Annotated in this window: 17 protein-coding genes and 1 tRNA gene; 13 read left to right on the forward strand and 5 right to left on the reverse strand. The window is 69.5% G+C overall.

The annotated features are described in order from the left end of the window. Together metZ and ACOOE8_RS08825 are read right to left on the reverse strand one after the other, a co-directional pair. Positions 1–1206 (reverse strand): O-succinylhomoserine sulfhydrylase, encoded by a 1206-nt coding sequence (metZ, locus tag ACOOE8_RS08820; RefSeq protein ID WP_420394443.1) that lies wholly within the window; start codon positions 1204–1206, stop codon positions 1–3. After that, entirely contained in the window at positions 1206–2708 is a 1503-nt protein-coding gene (locus ACOOE8_RS08825; RefSeq protein WP_420394444.1) for a TrkH family potassium uptake protein, read from the reverse strand. The genes metZ and ACOOE8_RS08825 overlap by 1 nt, the downstream gene beginning before the upstream one ends. Positions 2709–3018: 310 nt before the next feature. Here ACOOE8_RS08825 and ACOOE8_RS08830 point away from each other — a divergent pair, with 310 nt between their 5' ends. Further along, a complete protein-coding gene (locus ACOOE8_RS08830; protein WP_420394445.1) occupies positions 3019–4800 on the forward strand; it encodes a cation:proton antiporter in 1782 nt (593 codons plus the stop codon). Then, the gene (rfbD, locus tag ACOOE8_RS08835) at positions 4797–5675 is read left to right on the forward strand and encodes a dTDP-4-dehydrorhamnose reductase (RefSeq protein WP_420394446.1); all 879 of its coding nucleotides are present in this window, start codon (positions 4797–4799) and stop codon (positions 5673–5675) included. The genes ACOOE8_RS08830 and rfbD overlap by 4 nt, the downstream gene beginning before the upstream one ends. A gap of 524 nt (positions 5676–6199) precedes the next feature. Here rfbD and ACOOE8_RS08840 read toward each other — a convergent pair. Together ACOOE8_RS08840 and ACOOE8_RS08845 are read right to left on the reverse strand one after the other, a co-directional pair. Then, positions 6200–6490, reverse strand: coding sequence for a hypothetical protein (locus tag ACOOE8_RS08840; protein ID WP_420394447.1), 291 nt, complete (start codon positions 6488–6490; stop codon positions 6200–6202). Positions 6491–7443: 953 nt separating this feature from the next. Further along, a tRNA-Gly gene (locus ACOOE8_RS08845) sits at positions 7444–7518 on the reverse strand. A gap of 170 nt (positions 7519–7688) precedes the next feature. Between ACOOE8_RS08845 and ACOOE8_RS08850 the strand changes: the two genes are divergently transcribed. From ACOOE8_RS08850 to ACOOE8_RS08895, 10 genes are all read left to right on the forward strand, one after another. Continuing rightward, positions 7689–8576: an ion transporter gene (locus ACOOE8_RS08850; RefSeq protein WP_420394448.1), complete on the forward strand. Its 888-nt coding sequence runs from the start codon at positions 7689–7691 to the stop codon at positions 8574–8576. A gap of 1 nt (position 8577) precedes the next feature. Then, positions 8578–9360 (forward strand): alpha/beta fold hydrolase, encoded by a 783-nt coding sequence (locus ACOOE8_RS08855; RefSeq protein ID WP_420394449.1) that lies wholly within the window; start codon positions 8578–8580, stop codon positions 9358–9360. A 559-nt stretch (positions 9361–9919) separates the two neighbouring features. Next, a complete protein-coding gene (locus tag ACOOE8_RS08860) occupies positions 9920–10474 on the forward strand; it encodes a F0F1 ATP synthase subunit delta (protein ID WP_420394450.1) in 555 nt (184 codons plus the stop codon). A 1-nt stretch (position 10475) separates the two neighbouring features. Continuing rightward, complete coding sequence (gene atpA, locus ACOOE8_RS08865) at positions 10476–12032, forward strand: F0F1 ATP synthase subunit alpha (protein ID WP_420394451.1); 1557 nt, start codon at positions 10476–10478, stop codon at positions 12030–12032. A 36-nt stretch (positions 12033–12068) separates the two neighbouring features. After that, positions 12069–12959, forward strand: a complete 891-nt coding sequence (locus ACOOE8_RS08870; RefSeq protein ID WP_420394452.1) for a F0F1 ATP synthase subunit gamma — start codon at positions 12069–12071, stop codon at positions 12957–12959. 331 nt (positions 12960–13290) lie between these two features. Beyond that, on the forward strand, positions 13291–14709 hold the full coding sequence (gene atpD, locus ACOOE8_RS08875; protein ID WP_420394453.1) for a F0F1 ATP synthase subunit beta: 1419 nt from the start codon (positions 13291–13293) through the stop codon (positions 14707–14709). Positions 14710–14775: 66 nt separating this feature from the next. Next, positions 14776–15168 carry an ATP synthase F1 subunit epsilon gene (gene atpC, locus ACOOE8_RS08880; protein ID WP_420394454.1) on the forward strand — a complete coding sequence of 131 codons (393 nt, stop codon included), beginning with the start codon at positions 14776–14778 and terminating at the stop codon, positions 15166–15168. A gap of 125 nt (positions 15169–15293) precedes the next feature. Next, positions 15294–15605: a hypothetical protein gene (locus tag ACOOE8_RS08885; RefSeq protein WP_420394455.1), complete on the forward strand. Its 312-nt coding sequence runs from the start codon at positions 15294–15296 to the stop codon at positions 15603–15605. A 161-nt stretch (positions 15606–15766) separates the two neighbouring features. Further along, positions 15767–17185 carry an adenosylhomocysteinase gene (gene ahcY, locus ACOOE8_RS08890; RefSeq protein ID WP_420394456.1) on the forward strand — a complete coding sequence of 473 codons (1419 nt, stop codon included), beginning with the start codon at positions 15767–15769 and terminating at the stop codon, positions 17183–17185. Next, positions 17185–18303 carry a pyridoxal phosphate-dependent aminotransferase gene (locus ACOOE8_RS08895; protein ID WP_420394457.1) on the forward strand — a complete coding sequence of 373 codons (1119 nt, stop codon included), beginning with the start codon at positions 17185–17187 and terminating at the stop codon, positions 18301–18303. Before ahcY ends, ACOOE8_RS08895 begins: the two co-directional genes overlap by 1 nt. Positions 18304–18307: 4 nt before the next feature. On the opposite strand, the gene ACOOE8_RS08900 is transcribed toward ACOOE8_RS08895, so the two are convergent. Continuing rightward, positions 18308–18589 carry a hypothetical protein gene (locus tag ACOOE8_RS08900; protein WP_420394458.1) on the reverse strand — a complete coding sequence of 94 codons (282 nt, stop codon included), beginning with the start codon at positions 18587–18589 and terminating at the stop codon, positions 18308–18310. Positions 18590–18725: 136 nt separating this feature from the next. Between ACOOE8_RS08900 and ACOOE8_RS08905 the strand changes: the two genes are divergently transcribed. Then, entirely contained in the window at positions 18726–19214 is a 489-nt protein-coding gene (locus ACOOE8_RS08905; protein ID WP_420394459.1) for a YtoQ family protein, read from the forward strand. The last annotated feature ends 13 nt before the right edge of the window (positions 19215–19227 follow it).

Here is a 19227-nt window from a genome sequence, read left to right on the forward strand (position 1 = left end):
TCAGCGGGCCTCCGTGGCGAATGGAAGCACGGTGTCTAGCGCGCGCGTCAGGTCGGCGGTGACGTCCGCCGGGTCCTCGAGCCCGACGGACAGCCGCAGCAGCCCGTCGTCGATGCCGAGTGCCGCTCGCGCCGCCTCGGACAGGTTCTTGTGCGTCGTCGTCGCGGGATGGGTGAGGAGGCTCTTCGCGTCGCCGAGGTTGTTGGAGATGCCGACGAGGCGCAGCGCGTTGGCGGCGCGAAAGGCAGCGCTTCGGCCACCGCGGACATAGAACGCGACGAGCGTCGAGCCCGCCGTCATCTGCCGCGCGGCGAGCGCCGCCTGCGGGTGGTCGGCGCGTCCGGGGTAGCGCACGCGCTCCACGGCGGGGTGCGCCGCGAGCGCGTCGGCGACCGCGGCAGCCGCCTCGGTCTGCGCGCGGACCCTCACCGGCAGCGTCTCCAGCGATTTCAGAAGCACCCACGCGTTGAACGGGCTGATCGCCGGTCCCGTCTGCCGCAGCACGACCTCCAGGTGCTCCTTGATCCATGCCTCGCGACCGAGGATCGCGCCGCCGAGGCAGCGGCCCTGACCGTCCACGTGCTTGGTCGCGGAGTAGACGACGAGGTCGGCGCCGAGGGCGAGGGGCCGTTGCCACAGCGGCGTCGCGAATACGTTGTCGACGATGACGAGGGCGCCCGGCGCCGCCCGGTCGCGCACGGCGGCGACGCCGGCGATGTCGACCAGCGACAGCGTCGGGTTCGTCGGCGTCTCCAGGAACAGGACGCGCGTGTTCGGCCGCAGCGCGGCCTCCCAGGCCGCAAGGTCGGTGCCGTCGACGAGTGTCGAGGCGACCCCGAACCGTGGGAGGAACGTCTCCACCACGTAGCGGCAGCCACCGAACAGCGCCGACGCGGCCACCACGTGGTCGCCGGCCCGCAGCGAGGCCATCATCACCGCGGTGACGGCCGCCATGCCCGACGCGGTCGCGCGGCATGCCTCGGCCCCCTCGAGCGCGGCCATGCGAGCCTCGAACATGGCCACCGTCGGGTTGCCGTAGCGCGAGTAGACGAACCCGTCCGCCTCGCCCGCGAACCGTGCCGCCGCCTCCTCCGCGCTCCGGTAGACGAAGCCCTGGGTGAGGAACATCGCCTCGCAGGTCTCGCCGAACTGCGAACGCGTCGCGCCCTCGTGGACGAGGCGGGTGGCGAGCGACCACTCCTCCATCAGTCCCTCCAAAAGATCGGCGTGAAGAGGATGAGGACCGTCATGATCTCGAGCCTCCCAAGGAGCATGACGAAGGCGAGGAGCCACAGCTCGAACTCGCCGAGGGAGCCGAAGTTGCCGGCGGGCCCGATCTGCTCGCCGAGCCCAGGCCCGACGTTGGTGAGCGCCGTCTGCGCGCCCGTGAGCGCGGTGATGAAGTCCTGGCCTGCAAGGGACAGAGCAAGGATGGTGAACCCGTAAACTAAGAAGAACGCGATGAAGTAGATGATGACCGAATCGAACACATCCTGCTCGATGATGCGGTCACCGAAGCGCAACGGCTGCATCGCATGCGGGTAGACGAGGCGGGTGAAGGCGCGGCGCAACGCCTGGAAGACGATGATGAAGCGGTAGACCTTGATGCCGCCCGTCGTGGAGCCGGAGCAGCCACCGATGAAGGTGAGGATGAAGAAGACGCCGAACGCGAAGGGGCCCCAGACGGCGTAGTCGTCCGAGGCGTAGCCGGTGGTCGTCACGATGGAGACGACGTTGAAGGTCGCCTGCGTGAAGGCGTCCGCCACGTGGATGTTGCGCGTCTGGTCGAGCCAGACCGTGAGGGCGAGGACGACGAGCAGGATGCCGCACAGGAAGGTGCGGACCTGCCAGTCGCGCCACAGCGTGAAGCGGCCGCGGACTATGAACTCCACGTAGAGCACGAACGGCAGCGCGCCAACGATCATGAAGAACACCGCCGCCCACAGGATGGCGGGCGAGCCGAAGAAGCCGAACGAGCGATCGTGGGTTGAGAAGCCGCCCGTGGCAACGGTCGTCATCGCGTGGCAGACGGCGTCGAACGCGCTCATCCCGAGCGCGGAGTAGGTGAGCGCGCAGGCGATGGAGATCGCGAGGTAGATGAAGCACAGGGCGCGGGTCACCGACACGACGCGCGGCAGCGCCTTGTCGGCACGGTCGGACGACTCGGTGCGGAACACCTGCATCCCGCCGATCCGCAGGAACGGGAAGAGGAACAGCCCGATGGCGACGATGCCGATGCCGCCGAGCCACTGCAGCATCGCGCGCCACAGCAGGAACGAGCGCTCCATGGCGTCGAGCTCGGACAGGACGGTGGCGCCGGTCGTCGTGAGGCCGCTCGTCGCCTCGAAGAACGCCGCCGCAGGCGTCAGCGGCAGCGGCGACAGCCAGAACGGCACCGCGGCGATGACGCACGAGGTGAGCCAGAGGACGCTCGTCAGCAGGAAGCCGAAGCGCGGGGTGAAAACTGGGACGGCCTCGCGCAGCGAGACGACGCCGAGGACGGAGACGCCGAACACGCCGCTCGCGGAGACGGCGAACACCGCCCAAGTGGGTCGCCCGTCGGCAAGGTCGACGAGCGCCGGGATCGCCATCGCCACCGAGAGGATGATGCCGAAGTAGCTGGCGATGTAGAACGCAGGGCGAAGTTGGAGGATCCCGCGCGGGACGTGTCGGCGTCGCGGCTCCAGCGGTCCGGTGAGGATGGCCACGGCGCGCCTCCTTCTCGCGACCGTGCGGTGGGTCGGGATTGCCGCGTTAAACCAACGCCGGCGTGCGCGGAAGCGTACGACTTTACAGTCGGGTCGATCGGCCGCGCGTCGTGACCTCGTCGCCACAAGCCATCGCCAGCGTGAACGCGTTGCCGACGACTGATCCGCTACCAAGGTCGGTGCGTGCCGGCAGAGCGTCGCGGTTCCCGTGGACGTTGGCGTCCGACCGCATGGGACGGGCGCACGGCGCCGCGTCCTCCGCTAGAAGGGGAGCGGCCCGCTCCCGGGCGTCCCATGATCGGGGGAGGCGATGGAAGGCGAAGCGCACCACGGGCTGCCTTACCTCAAGGAGGTCATGATCTTCCTCGTGTCGGCAGGCGTCGTGGTGCCGATCCTGCAGCGGCTCGGGCTGAATTCGATCCTCGGCTACCTCGTCGCCGGGATGGCCGTCGGCCCGTTCGGCATCGTGACGCTTGCCGACACGGTGTTCGGCATGCCCCTTGCGACCTTCGCCATCGCCGAGGCCGCGGGGGTGAGCCAGCTCGCCGAGCTCGGCGTCGTGTTCCTGCTCTTCCTCATCGGCCTCGAGCTGTCGGCGCCGCGGCTGTGGGCGATGCGTCGGCTCGTGTTCGGTCTTGGCGGGCTGCAGGTCCTCGTCACCGCAACCGCACTTGCCGCGGCAGCACGTGCGGTGGGCCTCGGTCCCGAGGCGTCCGTCGCGGTCGGAGCGGCGCTCGCCCTGTCCTCCACCGCGATCGTCGTCCAGCTCCTCGTCGGCGAGGGACGGCTTGCCTCGCCTCCTGGGCAGGTCATGTTCTCGATCCTCCTCATGCAGGACATCGCGGTGGTGCCGGTCCTCCTTGTCATCGGCTCGATGGCGGCGACGGCCGAGGCGAGCGTGTGGTCGAGCCTTGCCGAGAGCGTGCTCCTCGCCGCTGCGATGATCGCCACGATCTTCTTTGCCGGGCGTAGGATCATCGCGCCGGTGTTCCGCTTCGTCGGCGCGCGGCAGGACCGTGACATGTTCACCGCGGCCGCACTCCTCGTCATCATCGGCACGGCGGCGACGACCTCGCTCGCGGGCATGTCCATGGCGCTCGGCGCGTTCCTCGCCGGACTGGTGTTCGCCGACACCGAGTTCAGCCGGCAGCTTGAGGTGGAGATCGCGCCGTTCAAGGGCCTGCTCCTCGGCTTGTTCTTCCTCTCGGTGGGGATGACCATCGATCCCCGCGTCCTGCTCGAGGCGCCGGGTGCGCTCGCCGCGGTCATCGGCGCGGTGGTCGCCATCAAGGCGCTTGTCATCGTCGCCTTGGCGCTCGCCTTCCGTCAGCCCCTCGCGACGGCCGTGGAGAGCGGCCTGATGCTCTCCCAGATCGGCGAGTTCTCGCTCGTCGGCCTCGCGCTCGCTGCAACGCTCGGCGTGGTGCCCGAGGAGCTTGCGCGCATCCTCGTCGTCGCCGCTGGCATCACCATGGCGCTCACCAGCGCGCTCGCCGGTCCGATCCACCGCCTTGGCCAACACCTTGGGGGACGCGCCGACCCCACGGGGCGACGGCCGGCGCAGCTCATCGAGGGTGCGCCGGACCAGCACGTCATCATCGCTGGGTTCGGCCGCATCGGGCGCTCCATTGGCGCGCTGCTCGAGGCGCGGCGCATCCCCTACGTCGCCCTCGACCTCGAGTCGCGGCAGGTCGCCAGGGCGCGCGCCCACGGCCTGCCGGTCTACTTCGGCGACCTGCGGCGCGCCGACGTGCTGCGCAACGCGCACGCGGCGACGGCGAGGGCGATCATCCTCACCATGGACAACCCGCACGCCAACGCCGACGTCGTCGGCGCGGTGCGTGAGATGGGCCTGTCGGTCCCCGTAGTGGTGCGCGCCCGCGACGAGGCCCACGCTGCCGAGCTCTACAAGATGGGCGCCGACGAGGTGGTGCTCGAGGCGTTCGAGGCCTCGCTGCAGATGGGCGAGGAGACGCTGGTCGCGATCGGCTTCCCCCGCGAGGCGGCGCACTCGCTCATCGAGGAGGAGCGTGATGCCGGGCGTCGCGAGCTCGCGAGCGCTGCGGAGCTGCGCAGGGGGAAGCACCGGTGAGGATCCTGGTGATCGGCCGCAGCGGCCAAGTGGCTCGCGCCCTCGTCGAGCGTGCCGGGGCGCACGACGTCGTCGCGCTCGGACGTGGGGACGTCGACCTCGCGGATCCCGCGACCCTCCCGCCGGCCCTCGAGCGCGTTGCGCCCGACGCCGTCATCAACGCCGCGGCCTACACCGCGGTGGACCAGGCGGAGGTGGAGGAGGGGAACGCCCGCGCGCTCAATGCCGACGGTCCCGCTGCGCTGGCGAGGCTGTGCGCGAAGGAGGGCGTGCCCCTTGTGCACCTGTCCACCGACTACGTGTTCGACGGAACGATGGATCGCCCCTACCGCGAGGACGACCCGGTCGCGCCTCGCAGCGCCTACGGCCGGACGAAGGCCGATGGGGAGGTCGCCGTGCGCGAAGCTGGCGGACGGTCGCTCGTCGCGCGCACTGCCTGGGTCTACTCGCCGTTCGGCAGGAACTTCGTGAAGACGATGCTGCGCGTCGGCGCCGAGCGCGAGGTCCTCACCGTCGTCGACGATCAGCGCGGCAACCCGACCAGCGCCCTCGACCTCGCCGAGGCGCTCATCGGGTTGTGCGAACACGCCGATACGTGGCCGGTCGGGGGTGAGGTCGTCCACGTCGCGGGGGCCGGCGAGACGACTTGGCACGGGTTCGCCGAGGCGATCTTCGTCCTGTCGCCCCATCGGCCGCACGTCCGCCCGGTCCCGACGCGCGAGTACCCGACGCCGGCGGTGCGACCGGCCAACTCACGGCTCGACTGCAGCAAGCTCACCACGCGCTACGGCCTGACGCTACCCACCTGGCAGGCAAGCCTGCCCAGCGTCGTCGAGCGGCTGCTCCGCAGCGAGGCGTCCAGTCCCAGGATGTGATGGCTTGGCGGCCTGACGTTGCCCCTTGGGGTGCCCTCGGTCTGAACCGGCCTCCGCTGGAAGGAGACGGAGAACGAAGAGCCGTTTCAGCAAGGAGCGAATTCTCGCGGTGCCGACGGAGCCTGCGGCGGGGAGCGGCGTGGCCGAGCTGTGGCGTTAGCACGGTCGAGGCCGCCGAACATGCCTTCGATGGCGTCACGGTCGCGATGGAGGACGGGCGAGAGGCAACTCGTCGAGCGGCGACCGACCTTCGGCGGGGTGTTGGGCCAGGCGCCGCGCGCCTCGACCGTCTGACCGCCCGCTGCGGCGAGGGTGTGGAAGACGCGTTCCACCCGTTCTGCGCAGCCCAGCGGACGAGCCGATCGTAGAGCGTCCTGCGCGGCCCGTACGGCGTCGGGCGCATCCTTGCGGCGGACTTCAAGACGGGGATGGTCCCGCTGATCACACCCGCCCGTCGTCGACGCGTGGCTGACCGCCCGTGCCCGTCGGAAGCGGTCGCTCAACGCGCTCGATCTGAGCCTCGGTCAGCCGGAAGTGTTCTTGATGCATGACGCTCTCCCATCGCAGATCGTCGTCAGATCCGCATCAACGAACCGTGTTTTGAGGCCCAACCCTAAGTCTTCGAGCAAGGCATGCTGAAACGAAGTTAAGCGGCACGCCTTGGTCGTGCGCATGATCCGCTCGGTTTGGAGCGTTGGTTCAAGGATGATGTGGTTTGGCAGGCGGGGCTCGATGCCCTCCTGGGCACAGACGGCGACGATGACGTGGGCAGCGAAGCCGCATCCGGCCTCCGTGTCGCGCTGGACGAACCGCACGCCTTTGTCGGTCAGAACCGTGTCGATCCCGTAGGATACGGCTGGGCAAAGCCTTGAGGAAGCCGGCGGCGACGGGCTTGGCCGCCTTCCGGCCGATCGTGGCCAAGACCAAGCAAGGAGGTCCGATCCACGGCCACGAACAGAATAGGTTCTGCCGCCTTCGTGGCGCAACGCGGCGATGCCGATGTGGGGGCATAGCCGACCTCGCCGACCTTGCGCCGAGGCGTCTCGCGGTCCGATTTGGGCGGGCGGCAGATCCCGTGACGCGGCGGGCGACAATGCAGCAACACTCGCGTCAGGTGAGGGATGACGTCCTTCAACGCGATGGGGATCATCGATGGCAAGCGGGCTTGCACCCACGACGCGACGAAGGCGGCCTCTTCGAGTGCGGCGGGGATGGGCCTCCCGCCCTTCGTTCAGCCCCATCGGCTGGTCCTCGACGCGCGTCCGGGAGCGCCACGTTCCGACCGTCTTCTCATGGGTCCCGAACCGCCTCGCGAGTTCGGCGGCGACGCCCGCAATCCGTCGCTCCGTCGAGCGGCGTCCCGGTGCTCCCGGGTAGAGGTCGACCCCTAGGATCTCCCACTGCGACGGCGACAACGATCGACCCTCACACGGCGCGACCTTGCACCTTGGCAAGGGAAAGCTCCGCGACAAAGCTTGTCCCCCAAGGGGCAAAGACAAAGCTTGTCCCCAAGGGGCAAAAAAGAGGGCCGCTCGAGGCGGCCCGCAAAGTCGTCGAAGTTGAGCCACGCCCGGACGGGGGACGACCGAGGATGACAGGCGTATAAGAACACGCTGCCACATTTGGTTCCAGCGGCGACCGAACTTTTTTCGTCGGCGGTTCACAATTGTGGCGAGCGTGCGTCGGGCAGCTCCCCTGGAGCCGGCCGATGCCCATCCGCCGACGAACGGCCATTCGGCAACGAAGGAAGCACTCTATAGAACGGGAGTGGAGCGGGCGATGGGGATCGAACCCACGACATCAAGCTTGGGAAGCTTGCGTTCTACCACTGAACTACGCCCGCCAAGGTGTGGCCGTCGGACCCCAACCGTCGCGTTCTGCAGAGTAACACATAGCGTCGACCGTTGCGCAAGTGCGCGGACATCAGCCGGCCGTCGGAGCGACTTGACCCGAAGCGACGGGTCGTCAAACCAAGCGGCGCGGTCCGGCGAGCGGGCCGGTGAGGAGGGCCCGTTGCTCGAAGAGCCGCGCACGATCGTGCTCTCGCCCACGCCGGACGAGGCACGCACGACGCCAAGGAAGGACCCCTTGGACGAGCTGCGTTCAGCCCTACAGTCACGCGCCTGGGAGGCGTTCATCGTCGGCCTCATCATCGTCAACGCGGCGATCCTCGGCCTGATGACGTCCTCGGCGGTGATGGCGCGGGCTGGGACGCTGCTCGCCTTCGTCGACGGCGCGATCTTGATCGTGTTCGTCATGGAGATCGCCCTGCGCATCGTGGCGTTCCGCCGGCGGTTCTTCACCGATCCGTGGAGCCTGTTCGACTTCTTCGTCGTCGCCATCGCGCTGGTCCCGGCGAACGCTGAGTTCTCCGTCCTGCGCGCGTTGCGCATCCTACGCGTCCTGCGCCTCATCTCCGTTGTACCGACGCTGCGCCGCGTGGTCGGCGGCCTCATCGCGGCGCTGCCCGGCATGGGATCCGTCATCTTGTTGATGGTCATCATCTTCTACGTCTTCTCGGTGATGGCCACATCGCTCTACGGTGAGACGTTTCCGGAATGGTTCGGCTCGGTGGGCGCCTCCGCGTACTCGCTGTTCCAGATCATGACCTTGGAGTCGTGGTCGATGGGGATCGTTCGCCCGGTGATGGCGCTCCACCCGACGGCGTGGCTGTTCTTCGTCCCGTTCATCATGGTGACCACGTTTGCCGTGTTGAACCTGTTCATCGGCATCATCGTGTCGGGCATGCAGCAGGACGTCGAGGAGGAGGCGGCGGCGAGCCGCGAGGCGCTGAAGGAGGAGCAGACCTCGATGGCCCACGACCTCAAGGCGCTGCGGGCAGAGGTGCGGCAGCTCACCGCGGCAGTGCGCACGCTGTCCGACCCGCGCCGGGCAAGCTGAGGTGGAGGGTCGGCCCGACGACCCGTCGCCGCAGGTGATCTTCCTGCATGCTGCGACGCGGGACCGATCCGACTTCGACGCGCTTCGTGCGCTCCTGCCCCTACCGTCGGCGGCCCTCGACCTTCCTGGGCACGGCGCAGCACCGCGATACACCGCCTACGACATTCCCGGGATGGCCGCGGCGCTGGACCTTGCGGACGGCGCCGTGGTCTTCGCCCATTCTTTGGGTGGGTGTGTGGCGCTGCAGTGTGCGTCGCTCCGCCCCGGCCGCCTCGCCGGCCTCGTGCTGGAGGAGGCGCCGCTGTTCTCCATCCTGCCGCCACGCGCCACGCAGGGGCGATATCAACGCGGTTTCCAAAAGCTGCGCGCGCTGTTGGAGGGCGAGGCGTCGTCGTACACGCCGTCCGACTGGGAGCGCACGGTGGCCTCGTGGAGTTCCGGGCACGGCGGGGTGAGCCTCCTCGAGGCGCTGGGTCCCGACGCTGTGCGGCGCCGCGCCGGCCAGCTCGCGGCGCTGGACCCGCGCGTGCTGGACGGGCTGATCGACGCCACGATGGGACGCGGCTTCGACCCCGCGTCGGCGATCCGCCGTGCAGGGTGCCCGACCACCCTCATCGCAGGCGAGGCGGCGCAGGGCAGCGTGCTGTCGGAGGAGGACCTTTCTCGCCTGAAGGCACTCGGGGTGCGCATCGTTAGGGTCGACGGGGGTCACTTCATCCACGAGGTTCGGCCCGAACCATGCCTCGCCGCCCTTTGCGACCCAAGATCGGTCAGTCCCATCTGATCCGACGCCGAAACAACAGCGTCGGCAAGCGCCGCTGGGTATGGTCCGATGACGCCATGGTGTGCGATCGCCCGGACCATCGGGATGCGCGCATGCACGGCGGTGCCGGCCTCCGCGGCGTCCCAGCCGGCGGGGAAGCAAGGCGCCGGCCCACCGCGCAGCAGTGCGTCGAGGCGTGGGTGCCGGCATGCTGCTGCGTCACACGGCTGGGGCGAACGGCCCTAGCGGACGCCGCGCTGCCGTCGAGCGGAGCGCTGCCTTGGTCCCGTCCCGGAACAACGGCGGGTGCCTGCAAGGTCGTACCGCACTGGCCGGCTGGGACGCTCCGACGGGCAGAGGCGCCGTCGGACGTCGGCGCCGCACCGCGACGGTTGGCGGACCGAAAGCCGCGCGGCGGGGGACAGGTCCGAGGGACCGCCAGCTGGGCGCATCCCCCCGTGGCGGACGGTGAGCCGGCGTTGCTCTTCCCAAACCGCTATGCTATCGGCCGCGCGACGACGGCGGACCCCGTGGCCCGCGACGACGATCCCCCCCCGCCCGCTGAGCCGAAGAGCGAGCCTTGACAGATCCCCACACGTCCGGCGTTGCGCAGCGCTACGCGTCCGCGCTTTTCGAGCTTGCCCGCGAGCGGGACGCGCTCGAGGAGACCGAGCGGGACGCAGCGCTCGTGCGCCGGATGATCGCCGAGAGCGAGGACCTGCGCCGTCTTGTGAAGAGCCCTGTGTTCTCGGCGGACGATCAGGTGCGGGCGCTGGGCGCGGTGCTAGCCTCCCACGACGTTGCGGGTCTCGTGGCCAACTTCGCGCGCCTCGTCGCCAGCAACCGTCGGCTGTTCGCGTTGCCGGACATGCTCGACGCCTTCGCCACGCTGATGGCCCGCCATCGCGGCGAGACGCTCGCTGTCGTGACGAGCGCCGAGCCGTTGTCGGACGCCCAGCGGACCGCCCTTGAGGAGGCGCTGGCGCAGAAGGCCGGCGGGACGGTGCAGCTTCAGACCTCCGTCGACCCGTCGTTGATCGGGGGCCTCGTGGTGCGCCTCGGCAGCCAGATGATCGACACCTCCGTGCGCACGCGCCTTCAGGGGCTGCGCCTTGCCATGAAGGAAGCCGCGTAACATGGACGTCCGCGCCGCAGAGATCTCTTCGATCCTCAAGGAGCAGATCGCCAACTTTGGCCAGGAGGTCGAGGTCTCCGAGGTCGGTCAGGTGCTGTCGATCGGCGATGGCATCGCCCGCGTCTACGGGCTCGACAAGGTGCAGGCCGGCGAGCTCGTCGAGTTCCCCGACGGCACGCGCGGCATGGCGCTCAACCTCGAGGTCGACAACGTCGGCGTCGTGGTGTTCGGCGACGACCGTCACATCAGCGAGGGCGACACCGTCAAGCGCACCGGCTCCATCGTCGACGCGCCGGTGGGCATGGAGCTCCTCGGCCGCGTCGTCGACGGGCTGGGCAACCCCATCGACGGCAAGGGTCCGATCAACGCCACCGAGCGCCGCCGCGTGGACGTCAAGGCGCCGGGCATCATCCCGCGCAAGTCGGTCCACGAGCCGATGTCGACGGGGCTCAAGGCCATCGACGCGCTGATCCCCATCGGCCGCGGCCAGCGCGAGCTCATCATCGGCGACCGCCAGACCGGCAAGACGGCGATCATCCTCGACACGTTCCTGAACCAGAAGTCGATCCACGACGCCGGCGACGAGGCGAACAAGCTTTACTGCATCTACGTCGCGGTGGGCCAGAAGCGCTCGACGGTCGCCCAGTTCGTGAGGGTGCTCGAGGAGGCGGGCGCGCTGCCCTACTCCATCGTCGTCGCCGCGACGGCGTCGGACCCCGCGCCCATGCAGTTCCTTGCGCCGTTCACCGGCACCGCCATGGGCGAGTACTTCCGCGACAACGGCCGCCACGCGGTGATCGGTTACGACGACCTGTCCAAGCAGGCCGTGGCGTACCGTCAGATGTCGCTCCTGCTGCGCCGTCCGCCGGGCCGCGAGGCGTACCCCGGCGACGTGTTCTACCTGCACTCGCGCCTGCTCGAGCGCTCGGCCAAGATGAGCGACGAGCACGGCAACGGCTCGCTCACCGCGCTGCCGGTCATCGAGACGCAGGGGAACGACGTGTCGGCGTTCATCCCGACCAACGTCATCTCCATCACCGACGGTCAGATCTTCCTTGAGACCGACCTGTTCTACCAGGGCATCAGGCCCGCGGTGAACGTCGGACTGTCGGTGTCGCGCGTCGGTTCGTCGGCGCAGATCAAGGCGATGAAGCAGGTGGCCGGCAAGATCAAGGGCGAGCTCGCCCAGTACCGCGAGATGGCCGCGTTCGCCCAGTTCGGCTCCGACCTCGACGCTGCGACGCAGCGCATGCTGGCGCGCGGCGCGCGGCTCACCGAGCTGTTGAAGCAGCCGCAGTTCGCGCCGCTCACGACGCCGGAGCAAGTCGCGGTGATCTACGCCGGCGTGAACGGCTACCTCGACCGCATCCCCGTCGGCCGCATCGGCGCCTACGAGGAGGGGTTGCTTGCGCTGATGCGTGGCCAGCACCGCGACATCCTCGACGGCATCTACCGCGAGAAGCAGCTCACCGACGAGCTCGGCGCCAAGCTGAAGTCGGCGGTGGAGAGCTACACCAAGCAGTTCTCCGCCCAGGATGAGCCGGCACGCGCGGCGTGAGGCGCGCGCCGGACCACCGTGACGCGAGGCTGACCGATGCCCTCCCTTAAGGACCTGCGCGTACGCATCGCCTCGGTGAAGGCGACGCAGAAGATCACGAAGGCGATGCAGCTCGTCGCCGCTGCCAAGCTGCGGCGGGCGCAGGAGGCGGCGGTGGCGGCGCGCCCATACGCCGAGCGGATGGCTGCGGTGCTCGCCAACCTCGCCGCGATGACCCAGGGCGACCCTGAGGCGCCGCTCCTGATGACCGGGACGGGGCGCGACGAGCGTCACCTCTTCGTGGTGTGCACCGCGGACCGTGGCCTCGCGGGCGCGTTCAACTCCTCCATCGTGCGCCACGCGCTGTCGGAGGCGCGACGGCTCGGCGCTGCGGGCAAGGACGTGCGGTACCTGTGCGTGGGTCGCAAGGGCTTCGACATCCTGCGGCGCGGCCTGCGCGACAGGATCGTCGACGTCATCGACTTCAAGTCCGTCCGCAGGATCGGCTTCGGCGAGGCGCAGTTGGTCGCCGACCGGGTCGTTGCCATGTTCGAGGCCGGCGAATTCGACGTCGCGACCGTGTTTTACGCCGAGTTTCGCTCGGTGATCAGCCAGAAGCCCACCGGGCTCCAGCTCATCCCCGCCGCCCCGTCGGGTGGGGGCGAGGAGGCCGAGCTGAAGGTGGAGGGCGGCGGCGTCTACGAGTACGAGCCGGACGCGGCCCAGATCCTCGAGGCGCTCGTGCCGCGCAACATCCGCGTGCAGATCTTCCGCGCGCTCCTCGAGAACGCGGCGTCCGAGCAAGGGGCGCGCATGACGGCGATGGACAACGCAACGCGCAACGCCGGCGAGATGATCGACCGTCTGACGCTGGAGTTCAACCGCACGCGGCAAGCCCAGATCACGACCGAGCTTATAGAGATCATCTCCGGCGCCGAGTCGCTGTAGCCCGCGGCCGTGCAGCAGCGCCGTTCCGGCTGCCGACGCTGCGGGGTCGCCCGGCGGGCTCAGCACTTTCCGGACCGTGGCGACGCACTAAAGCGAGCGCTCGACAACAACGGCGTCTCGACGTCCCCATGGCCTGCGTCGAACGACGTCGAAGCCGACGCACGGACGCCGTTGAGGGCGCGGCGGTCGACCGTTTCACGATGGACCACGCGAACGCGGCCGTTGCCGACGGATCGAAGGTGCGCTGGCTCGCACCGTCGCAGGTCTGACCGCTGGACAAGGCTGCAACTCCCGCTAAGACAGCCGCGACGCATCGCGAAGGCAGGGCCACATGGCACAAGCTACCGGAGAAGTCACACAGGTCATGGGCGCGGTGGTGGACGTGAAGTTCACCGAGCATTTGCCCGCGATCCTCAACTCACTGCACACCGACAACAATGGCCAGCGCCTCGTGCTGGAGGTGGCGCAGCACCTCGGCGAGAACACGGTGCGAACCATCGCCATGGACGCCACCGAAGGTCTCGCGCGCGGGACGGCGGTCACCGACACCGGCACGCCCATCGAGATGCCGGTCGGCGCCGGCACGCTGGGGCGCATCATGAACGTGATCGGCGAGCCCATCGACGAGGCCGGACCCGTCCCGCACACCGAGACGCGGCCGATTCACGCGCCGGCCCCGTCCTACACCGACCAGTCCACCGAATCGCAGATCCTCGTCACCGGCATCAAGGTCGTCGACCTCCTGGCGCCCTACGCGCGCGGCGGCAAGATCGGGCTGTTCGGCGGCGCGGGCGTCGGCAAGACGGTGCTCATCCAGGAGCTCATCAACAACGTCGCCAAGGCGCACGGTGGCTACTCGGTGTTCGCCGGCGTCGGCGAGCGCACGCGCGAGGGCAACGACCTCTACCACGAGATGATCGAGTCCGGCGTCAACAAGAAGGGCGGCGGCGAGGGCTCCAAGTGCGCGCTGGTCTACGGCCAGATGAACGAGCCGCCCGGCGCGCGGGCGAGGGTCGGCCTGTCCGGCCTCACCATCGCCGAGGAGTTCCGCGACCAGGGGCAGGACGTCCTGTTCTTCGTCGACAACATCTTCCGCTTCACCCAGGCGGGCTCGGAGGTGTCGGCGCTGCTCGGTCGCATCCCGTCGGCGGTGGGCTACCAGCCGACGCTCGCCACCGACATGGGGGCGCTCCAGGAGCGCATCACCACGACCCAGAAGGGCTCGATCACGTCGGTGCAGGCGATCTACGTGCCCGCCGACGACTTGACGGACCCGGCGCCCGCCACCTCCTTTGCCCACCTCGACGCGACGACGGTGCTCAACCGCTCCATCGCCGAGCGCGGCATCTACCCGGCGGTCGATCCACTCGACTCCACCTCGCGGATGCTGAACGCCCAGACGTTGGGCGAAGAGCATTACAGGGTCGCGCGTCGCGTCCAAGAGGTGCTGCAGCGCTACAAGAGCCTGCAGGACATCATCGCGATCCTTGGGATGGACGAGCTGTCGGAGGAGGATAAGCTTTCGGTGGCCCGTGCCCGCAAGATCGAGCGGTTCCTGTCCCAGCCCTTCCATGTGGCGGAGGTGTTCACCGGCAAGCCGGGCGTGTTCGTGGACCTCGCCGACACGATCAAGGGCTTCCGAGGCTTGGTGAACGGCGACTACGACGACCTGCCGGAGCAGTCGTTCTACATGGTCGGCACAATCGAGGAGGCCGTCGAGAAGGCCCAGGAGCTCGCTGAGGCGGCGTAGGCGGCGCCCATCAACGACGCGGCCGCCGCACCAAGCGGCCGCAGCACGCCGAGAGGTTCGACCCCCATGCCCTTCCCCTTCGAGATCGTCTCGCCCGAACGGCTCTTGTTCTCCGGTGACGTGGAGGCCGTCCGGCTTCCCGGTGCGGAGGGCGAGTTCCAGGTCATGGCCGACCACGCCCCGCTCCTCGCGCTGCTCGGTCCTGGCATCATGGAGGTGACCGGCGGCGGGACGTCCGGTGATCGCCTGTTCATCGACGGAGGGTTCTGCGACATGAACGGCCGCTCCTGCACCGTGTTGGCGGAGGCCGCGACCAGGGTGCAGGACCTGTCGGGCACCGCGATGGACGCCCTCATCAGCGAGGCAGAGGAGGAGGTGTCGCAGCTCGAGAGTCCGTCCGACCGTGACGACGCGAACCGCCGGTTGGCGAGGCTGCGCGCGGTGCGATCTACCCTTTGATGCCTATCGCTATCCTCGCTCGATCGACTTCGGCTCCCGTTCATCTTCGAATGGTAGTGGTTTGAGCGCTGAGGAACTTCGTCCTTGGCAGACCGTTGACGAACAAGAGTTGAAGGAGGACATTGATGTTCCGTAACATCATCGCAGCCGCAGCGGTATCGCTCTTCGCGACCACGGCGCTGGCGCAGAACACCATCGACACGGGTGCAACGATCGATGCGAACCAGCCCGATACTGAGCGCCTGCGCGCGGCCGGGGACTACGATGCGCGCTTCGCCGACTACGATGCGCGCTTCGTCGACTACGACGAGCGGCTGCGTCGCATGGAGCAGCGTCTGAACGATGCGCAGGCGATCGACCGCTCTGGGACGGGTCCGGGCTCGACGCTGGATGCCAACACCCCGGACGGGGACCGCGTGGGCGTGCAGGCCAACTGAGCGCCGACGCACTGGATCGACGACGAGCCGCCGGCCCCGCGCCGGCGGCTTTTCCGTGTCCGGCAGCTTACGAGGTCGGTGCCTCATAACGAAATCCTTATGTCGTTGCCGGGGCGGCACTGGCGTCCTATACCCCGGCGCATCGATCAGAGGACGCTCCCATGACGTTGGCTGAGACCACGGCCGCCACCCCCGACTACCTCGTCAAGGACATCGGCCTCGCCGAGTACGGCCGCACCGAGATCGAGATCGCTGAGGTCGAGATGCCTGGCCTCATGGCGGTGCGCGAGGAGAACCGCTCGGCGCAGCCGTTGAAGGGCGCGCGGATCGCCGGCTCGCTGCACATGACGATCCAGACCGCCGTCCTCATCGAGACGCTGGTGGCGCTCGGCGCGGACGTGCGCTGGGCGTCCTGTAACGTGTTCTCCACCCAGGACCACGCCGCCGCCGCCATCGCGGCGTCCGGCATCCCTGTGTTCGCGGTGAAGGGGGAGACGCTCCAGGAGTACTGGGACTACGCCGACCGCATCCTCGACTGGGGGAACGGCGAGACGGCGAACATGATCCTCGACGACGGCGGTGATGCGACGCTCCTCGTCATGCTCGGCGCGCGGGCCGAGACCGACGAGGCCGTGCTCGCGAACCCGGCCAACGAGGAGGAGGAGGCGCTGTTCGCCACCATCCGACGGCGGATCGGCCGCGACCCGACGTTCTACTCGCGCTGCCGCGAGGCGATCCGCGGCGTCTCCGAGGAGACGACGACGGGCGTCCTGCGGCTTTACCAGCTCGAGAAGCGGGGCGAGCTGCCGTTCCCGGCGATCAACGTCAACGACTCGGTCACCAAGTCGAAGTTCGACAACAAGTACGGCTGCCGCGAGAGCCTGGTCGACGCCATCCGTCGCGGGACCGACGTGATGATGGCCGGCAAGGTCGCCATCGTGTGCGGCTACGGCGATGTGGGCAAGGGGTCGGCCGCCTCACTCGCCGGCGCGGGCGCGCGGGTGCTCGTCACCGAGATCGACCCGATCTGCGCGCTGCAAGCCGCGATGGACGGGTTCGAGGTGGTGACCATGGAGGAGGCCGCGCCGCGCGCCGACATCGTGGTGACGGCCACCGGCAACAAGGACGTCCTCACGGTCGACCACATGCGCGACCTGAAGGACATGGCGATTGTCTGCAACATCGGCCACTTCGACAACGAGATCCAGGTCTCCGCGCTGCGCAACATGACCTGGAAGAACGTGAAGCCGCAGGTCGACCTCATCACGTTCCCTGACGGCAAGCGGATGATCCTGTTGTCCGAGGGCCGCCTCGTGAACCTCGGCAACGCCACGGGGCACCCCTCGTTCGTGATGTCCGCCTCGTTCTCCAATCAGACGCTGGCGCAGATCGAGCTGTGGCAGAACGGGGACCAGTACGGGAACAAGGTGTACGTGCTGCCCAAGCGCCTCGACGAGAAGGTGGCCGAGCTCCACCTCGCCAAGCTCGGCGCGAAGCTGACGCGGCTGCGGCCCGAGCAGGCGGACTACATCGGCGTCGACGCCGAGGGGCCGTTCAAGACCGACCAGTACCGCTACTGATGGGGCTGCCGCTGACGCCGCTCGCCGCGCGGCTGCCCTCGAGCGTCCCGTTCGTCGGGCCGGAGGCGCAGGAGCGGGCGGCGGGCCGGCCGTTCCGCGCGCGGCTCGGCGCCAACGAGAGCGCGTTCGGACCGTCACACCACGCCATCGATGCGATGGCGCGGGCCGCCGGCGAGGTGTGGCGCTACGGCGACCCCGAGGCGTTCGCGCTCAGGGCGGCCATCGCGGCGCACCACGGCGTCGCCGTCGAGCGGGTCGCGGTCGGCGAGGGCATCGACGGCCTGCTGCAGGTCGTCGCCCGGCTGTTCGTCGGCGAGGGGACGCCGGTCGTCAGCTCGGCCGGGGCGTACCCGACGTTCAACTACCACGTCGCGGGCTTCGGCGGACGGCTGGTCCTCGTGCCCTACCGCGACGACCGCGAGGACCTCGCCGCGCTCGTCGAGGCGGCGGGCCGGGAGCGGGCGGCGCTCGTCTACGTCGCCAACCCGGACAACCCGATGGGCACGTGGCACGACGCGGCCGCGGTGGAGGCGGCGGTCGCGGCGCTGCCCGAGGCCACCGTGCTGTGCCTCGACGAGGCCTACGGCGAGTTCGCGCCCGAGGGGACGCTGCCCGCGGCGACGCTGGAGCACCCGCGGCTGGTGCGGCTGCGCACCTTCTCCAAGGCGTACGGGATGGCCGGCGCGCGCATCGGCTACGCCATCACCACAAGAGAGGTCGCCCGCGCGTTCAACAAGGTGCGCAACCACTTCGGCGTCAACCGCATCGCCCAGGAGGGCGCGCTGGCCTCGCTGGGCGACGCCGGCCACCTCGCGCGGGTGCGCGCCGAGGTGGAGGCCGCCAAGGCGAGGATCGCCGCGGTGGCCCTGGGCCACGGCCTCGCGCCGCTCGCCTCGGCGACGAACTTCGTGACGCTCGACGTCGGCGCCGACGGCGCCACCGCGCGGGCACTCGTCGCGGCGCTCGCGGCACGCGGCGTGTTCGTGCGCATGCCGTTCGTCCCGCCGCAGGACCGGTGCATCAGGGTGACCGCGGCGCCGGCGGAGATGCTGGACGTGTTCGAGGCCGAGCTCGGCCCCTCCCTCGACCACGTGCGCGCCGCCCGCGCCGCGGCGTAGGGGCTCAGCGCACGAGCTGCCCGTCCGGTCCGATGAGGTTGCGTGAGTTCTGCGGCCGCGACCGGTCGTCGCCGGGGATGAAGCCGTCGCGCGGCGGGCCGACCGGCGCGCGCGCCTCCTCCTCCGCCAGGAACGGGCTGTCGGTGCCGCGGCCGGGCACAAGGTCGTCGTCGGTCACGACGCCGCCCTGGAAGGAGAGGTCCGTGTCGCCGAACGTCGACTGCGCGGCCGCCGGCGCCGCCCAAGGGAGGGCGACGACGAGGACCGCAGCGATGATGCGTGGCATGGATGTCCTCCGCGGTTGGCACGGCGGAGCGCGCCGCCGTCGTTCCTTCGTCCCAAGCTAGCGCACTGACGCCGTTCGGGGATAAGGGGGCCCGGTGCCCCAGATGACGCGGGGCGCACGGACCGAAGGGTGGCCGATGGACGTTGAACTGACAGTGTACCTTGCCGGCGAGATCCACACCGACTGGCGCGACAGGATCGCCGACGGGGTGGACGAGCACGACCTGCCGGTGGACCTCACCGGGCCGGTGACCGACCACGCGGCGTCCGACGACTGCGGCTCCACGATCCTGGGTGCCGAGGACAGGCCGTTCTGGAAGGACCACAAGGGCGCCAAGCTGAACGCGATCCGCACGCGCACCTTGATCGGCGAGGCGGACCTCGTGGTGGTGCGCTTCGGCGGCGAGTACCGGCAGTGGAACGCGGCCTTCGACGCGGGCTACGCCGCCGCGCTCGGCACGCCCTACATCGTGGTGCACGGCGCCGAGCACGCCCACGCGCTGAAGGAGGTGGACGCGCAGGCGCTCGCGGTGTGCGAGACGCCCGAGCAGGTGGTGGCGATCCTGCGCTACGTGACGCGGGGGGAGCTGTCGCGCCCGTCGCCGTCCCTGTCGGTGGTGCGCTGATGCGCGGGGCGGG

Source organism: Acuticoccus sp. (assembly GCF_965213555.1).
Taxonomy (GTDB): Bacteria; Pseudomonadota; Alphaproteobacteria; order Rhizobiales; family Amorphaceae; genus Acuticoccus.

Coding starts and splice junctions, on each gene's coding strand:
- ACOOE8_RS08870 (WP_420394452.1), top strand. CDS start 12,069: ATGCCCTCCCTTAAGGACCTGCGCGTACGCATCGCCTCGGTGAAGGCG.
- metZ (WP_420394443.1), bottom strand. CDS start 1,206: ATGGAGGAGTGGTCGCTCGCCACCCGCCTCGTCCACGAGGGCGCGACG.
- atpC (WP_420394454.1), top strand. CDS start 14,776: ATGCCCTTCCCCTTCGAGATCGTCTCGCCCGAACGGCTCTTGTTCTCC.
- ACOOE8_RS08905 (WP_420394459.1), top strand. CDS start 18,726: ATGGACGTTGAACTGACAGTGTACCTTGCCGGCGAGATCCACACCGAC.
- ACOOE8_RS08885 (WP_420394455.1), top strand. CDS start 15,294: ATGTTCCGTAACATCATCGCAGCCGCAGCGGTATCGCTCTTCGCGACC.
- ACOOE8_RS08895 (WP_420394457.1), top strand. CDS start 17,185: ATGGGGCTGCCGCTGACGCCGCTCGCCGCGCGGCTGCCCTCGAGCGTC.
- ahcY (WP_420394456.1), top strand. CDS start 15,767: ATGACGTTGGCTGAGACCACGGCCGCCACCCCCGACTACCTCGTCAAG.
- atpD (WP_420394453.1), top strand. CDS start 13,291: ATGGCACAAGCTACCGGAGAAGTCACACAGGTCATGGGCGCGGTGGTG.
- atpA (WP_420394451.1), top strand. CDS start 10,476: ATGGACGTCCGCGCCGCAGAGATCTCTTCGATCCTCAAGGAGCAGATC.
- ACOOE8_RS08830 (WP_420394445.1), top strand. CDS start 3,019: ATGGAAGGCGAAGCGCACCACGGGCTGCCTTACCTCAAGGAGGTCATG.
- ACOOE8_RS08900 (WP_420394458.1), bottom strand. CDS start 18,589: ATGCCACGCATCATCGCTGCGGTCCTCGTCGTCGCCCTCCCTTGGGCG.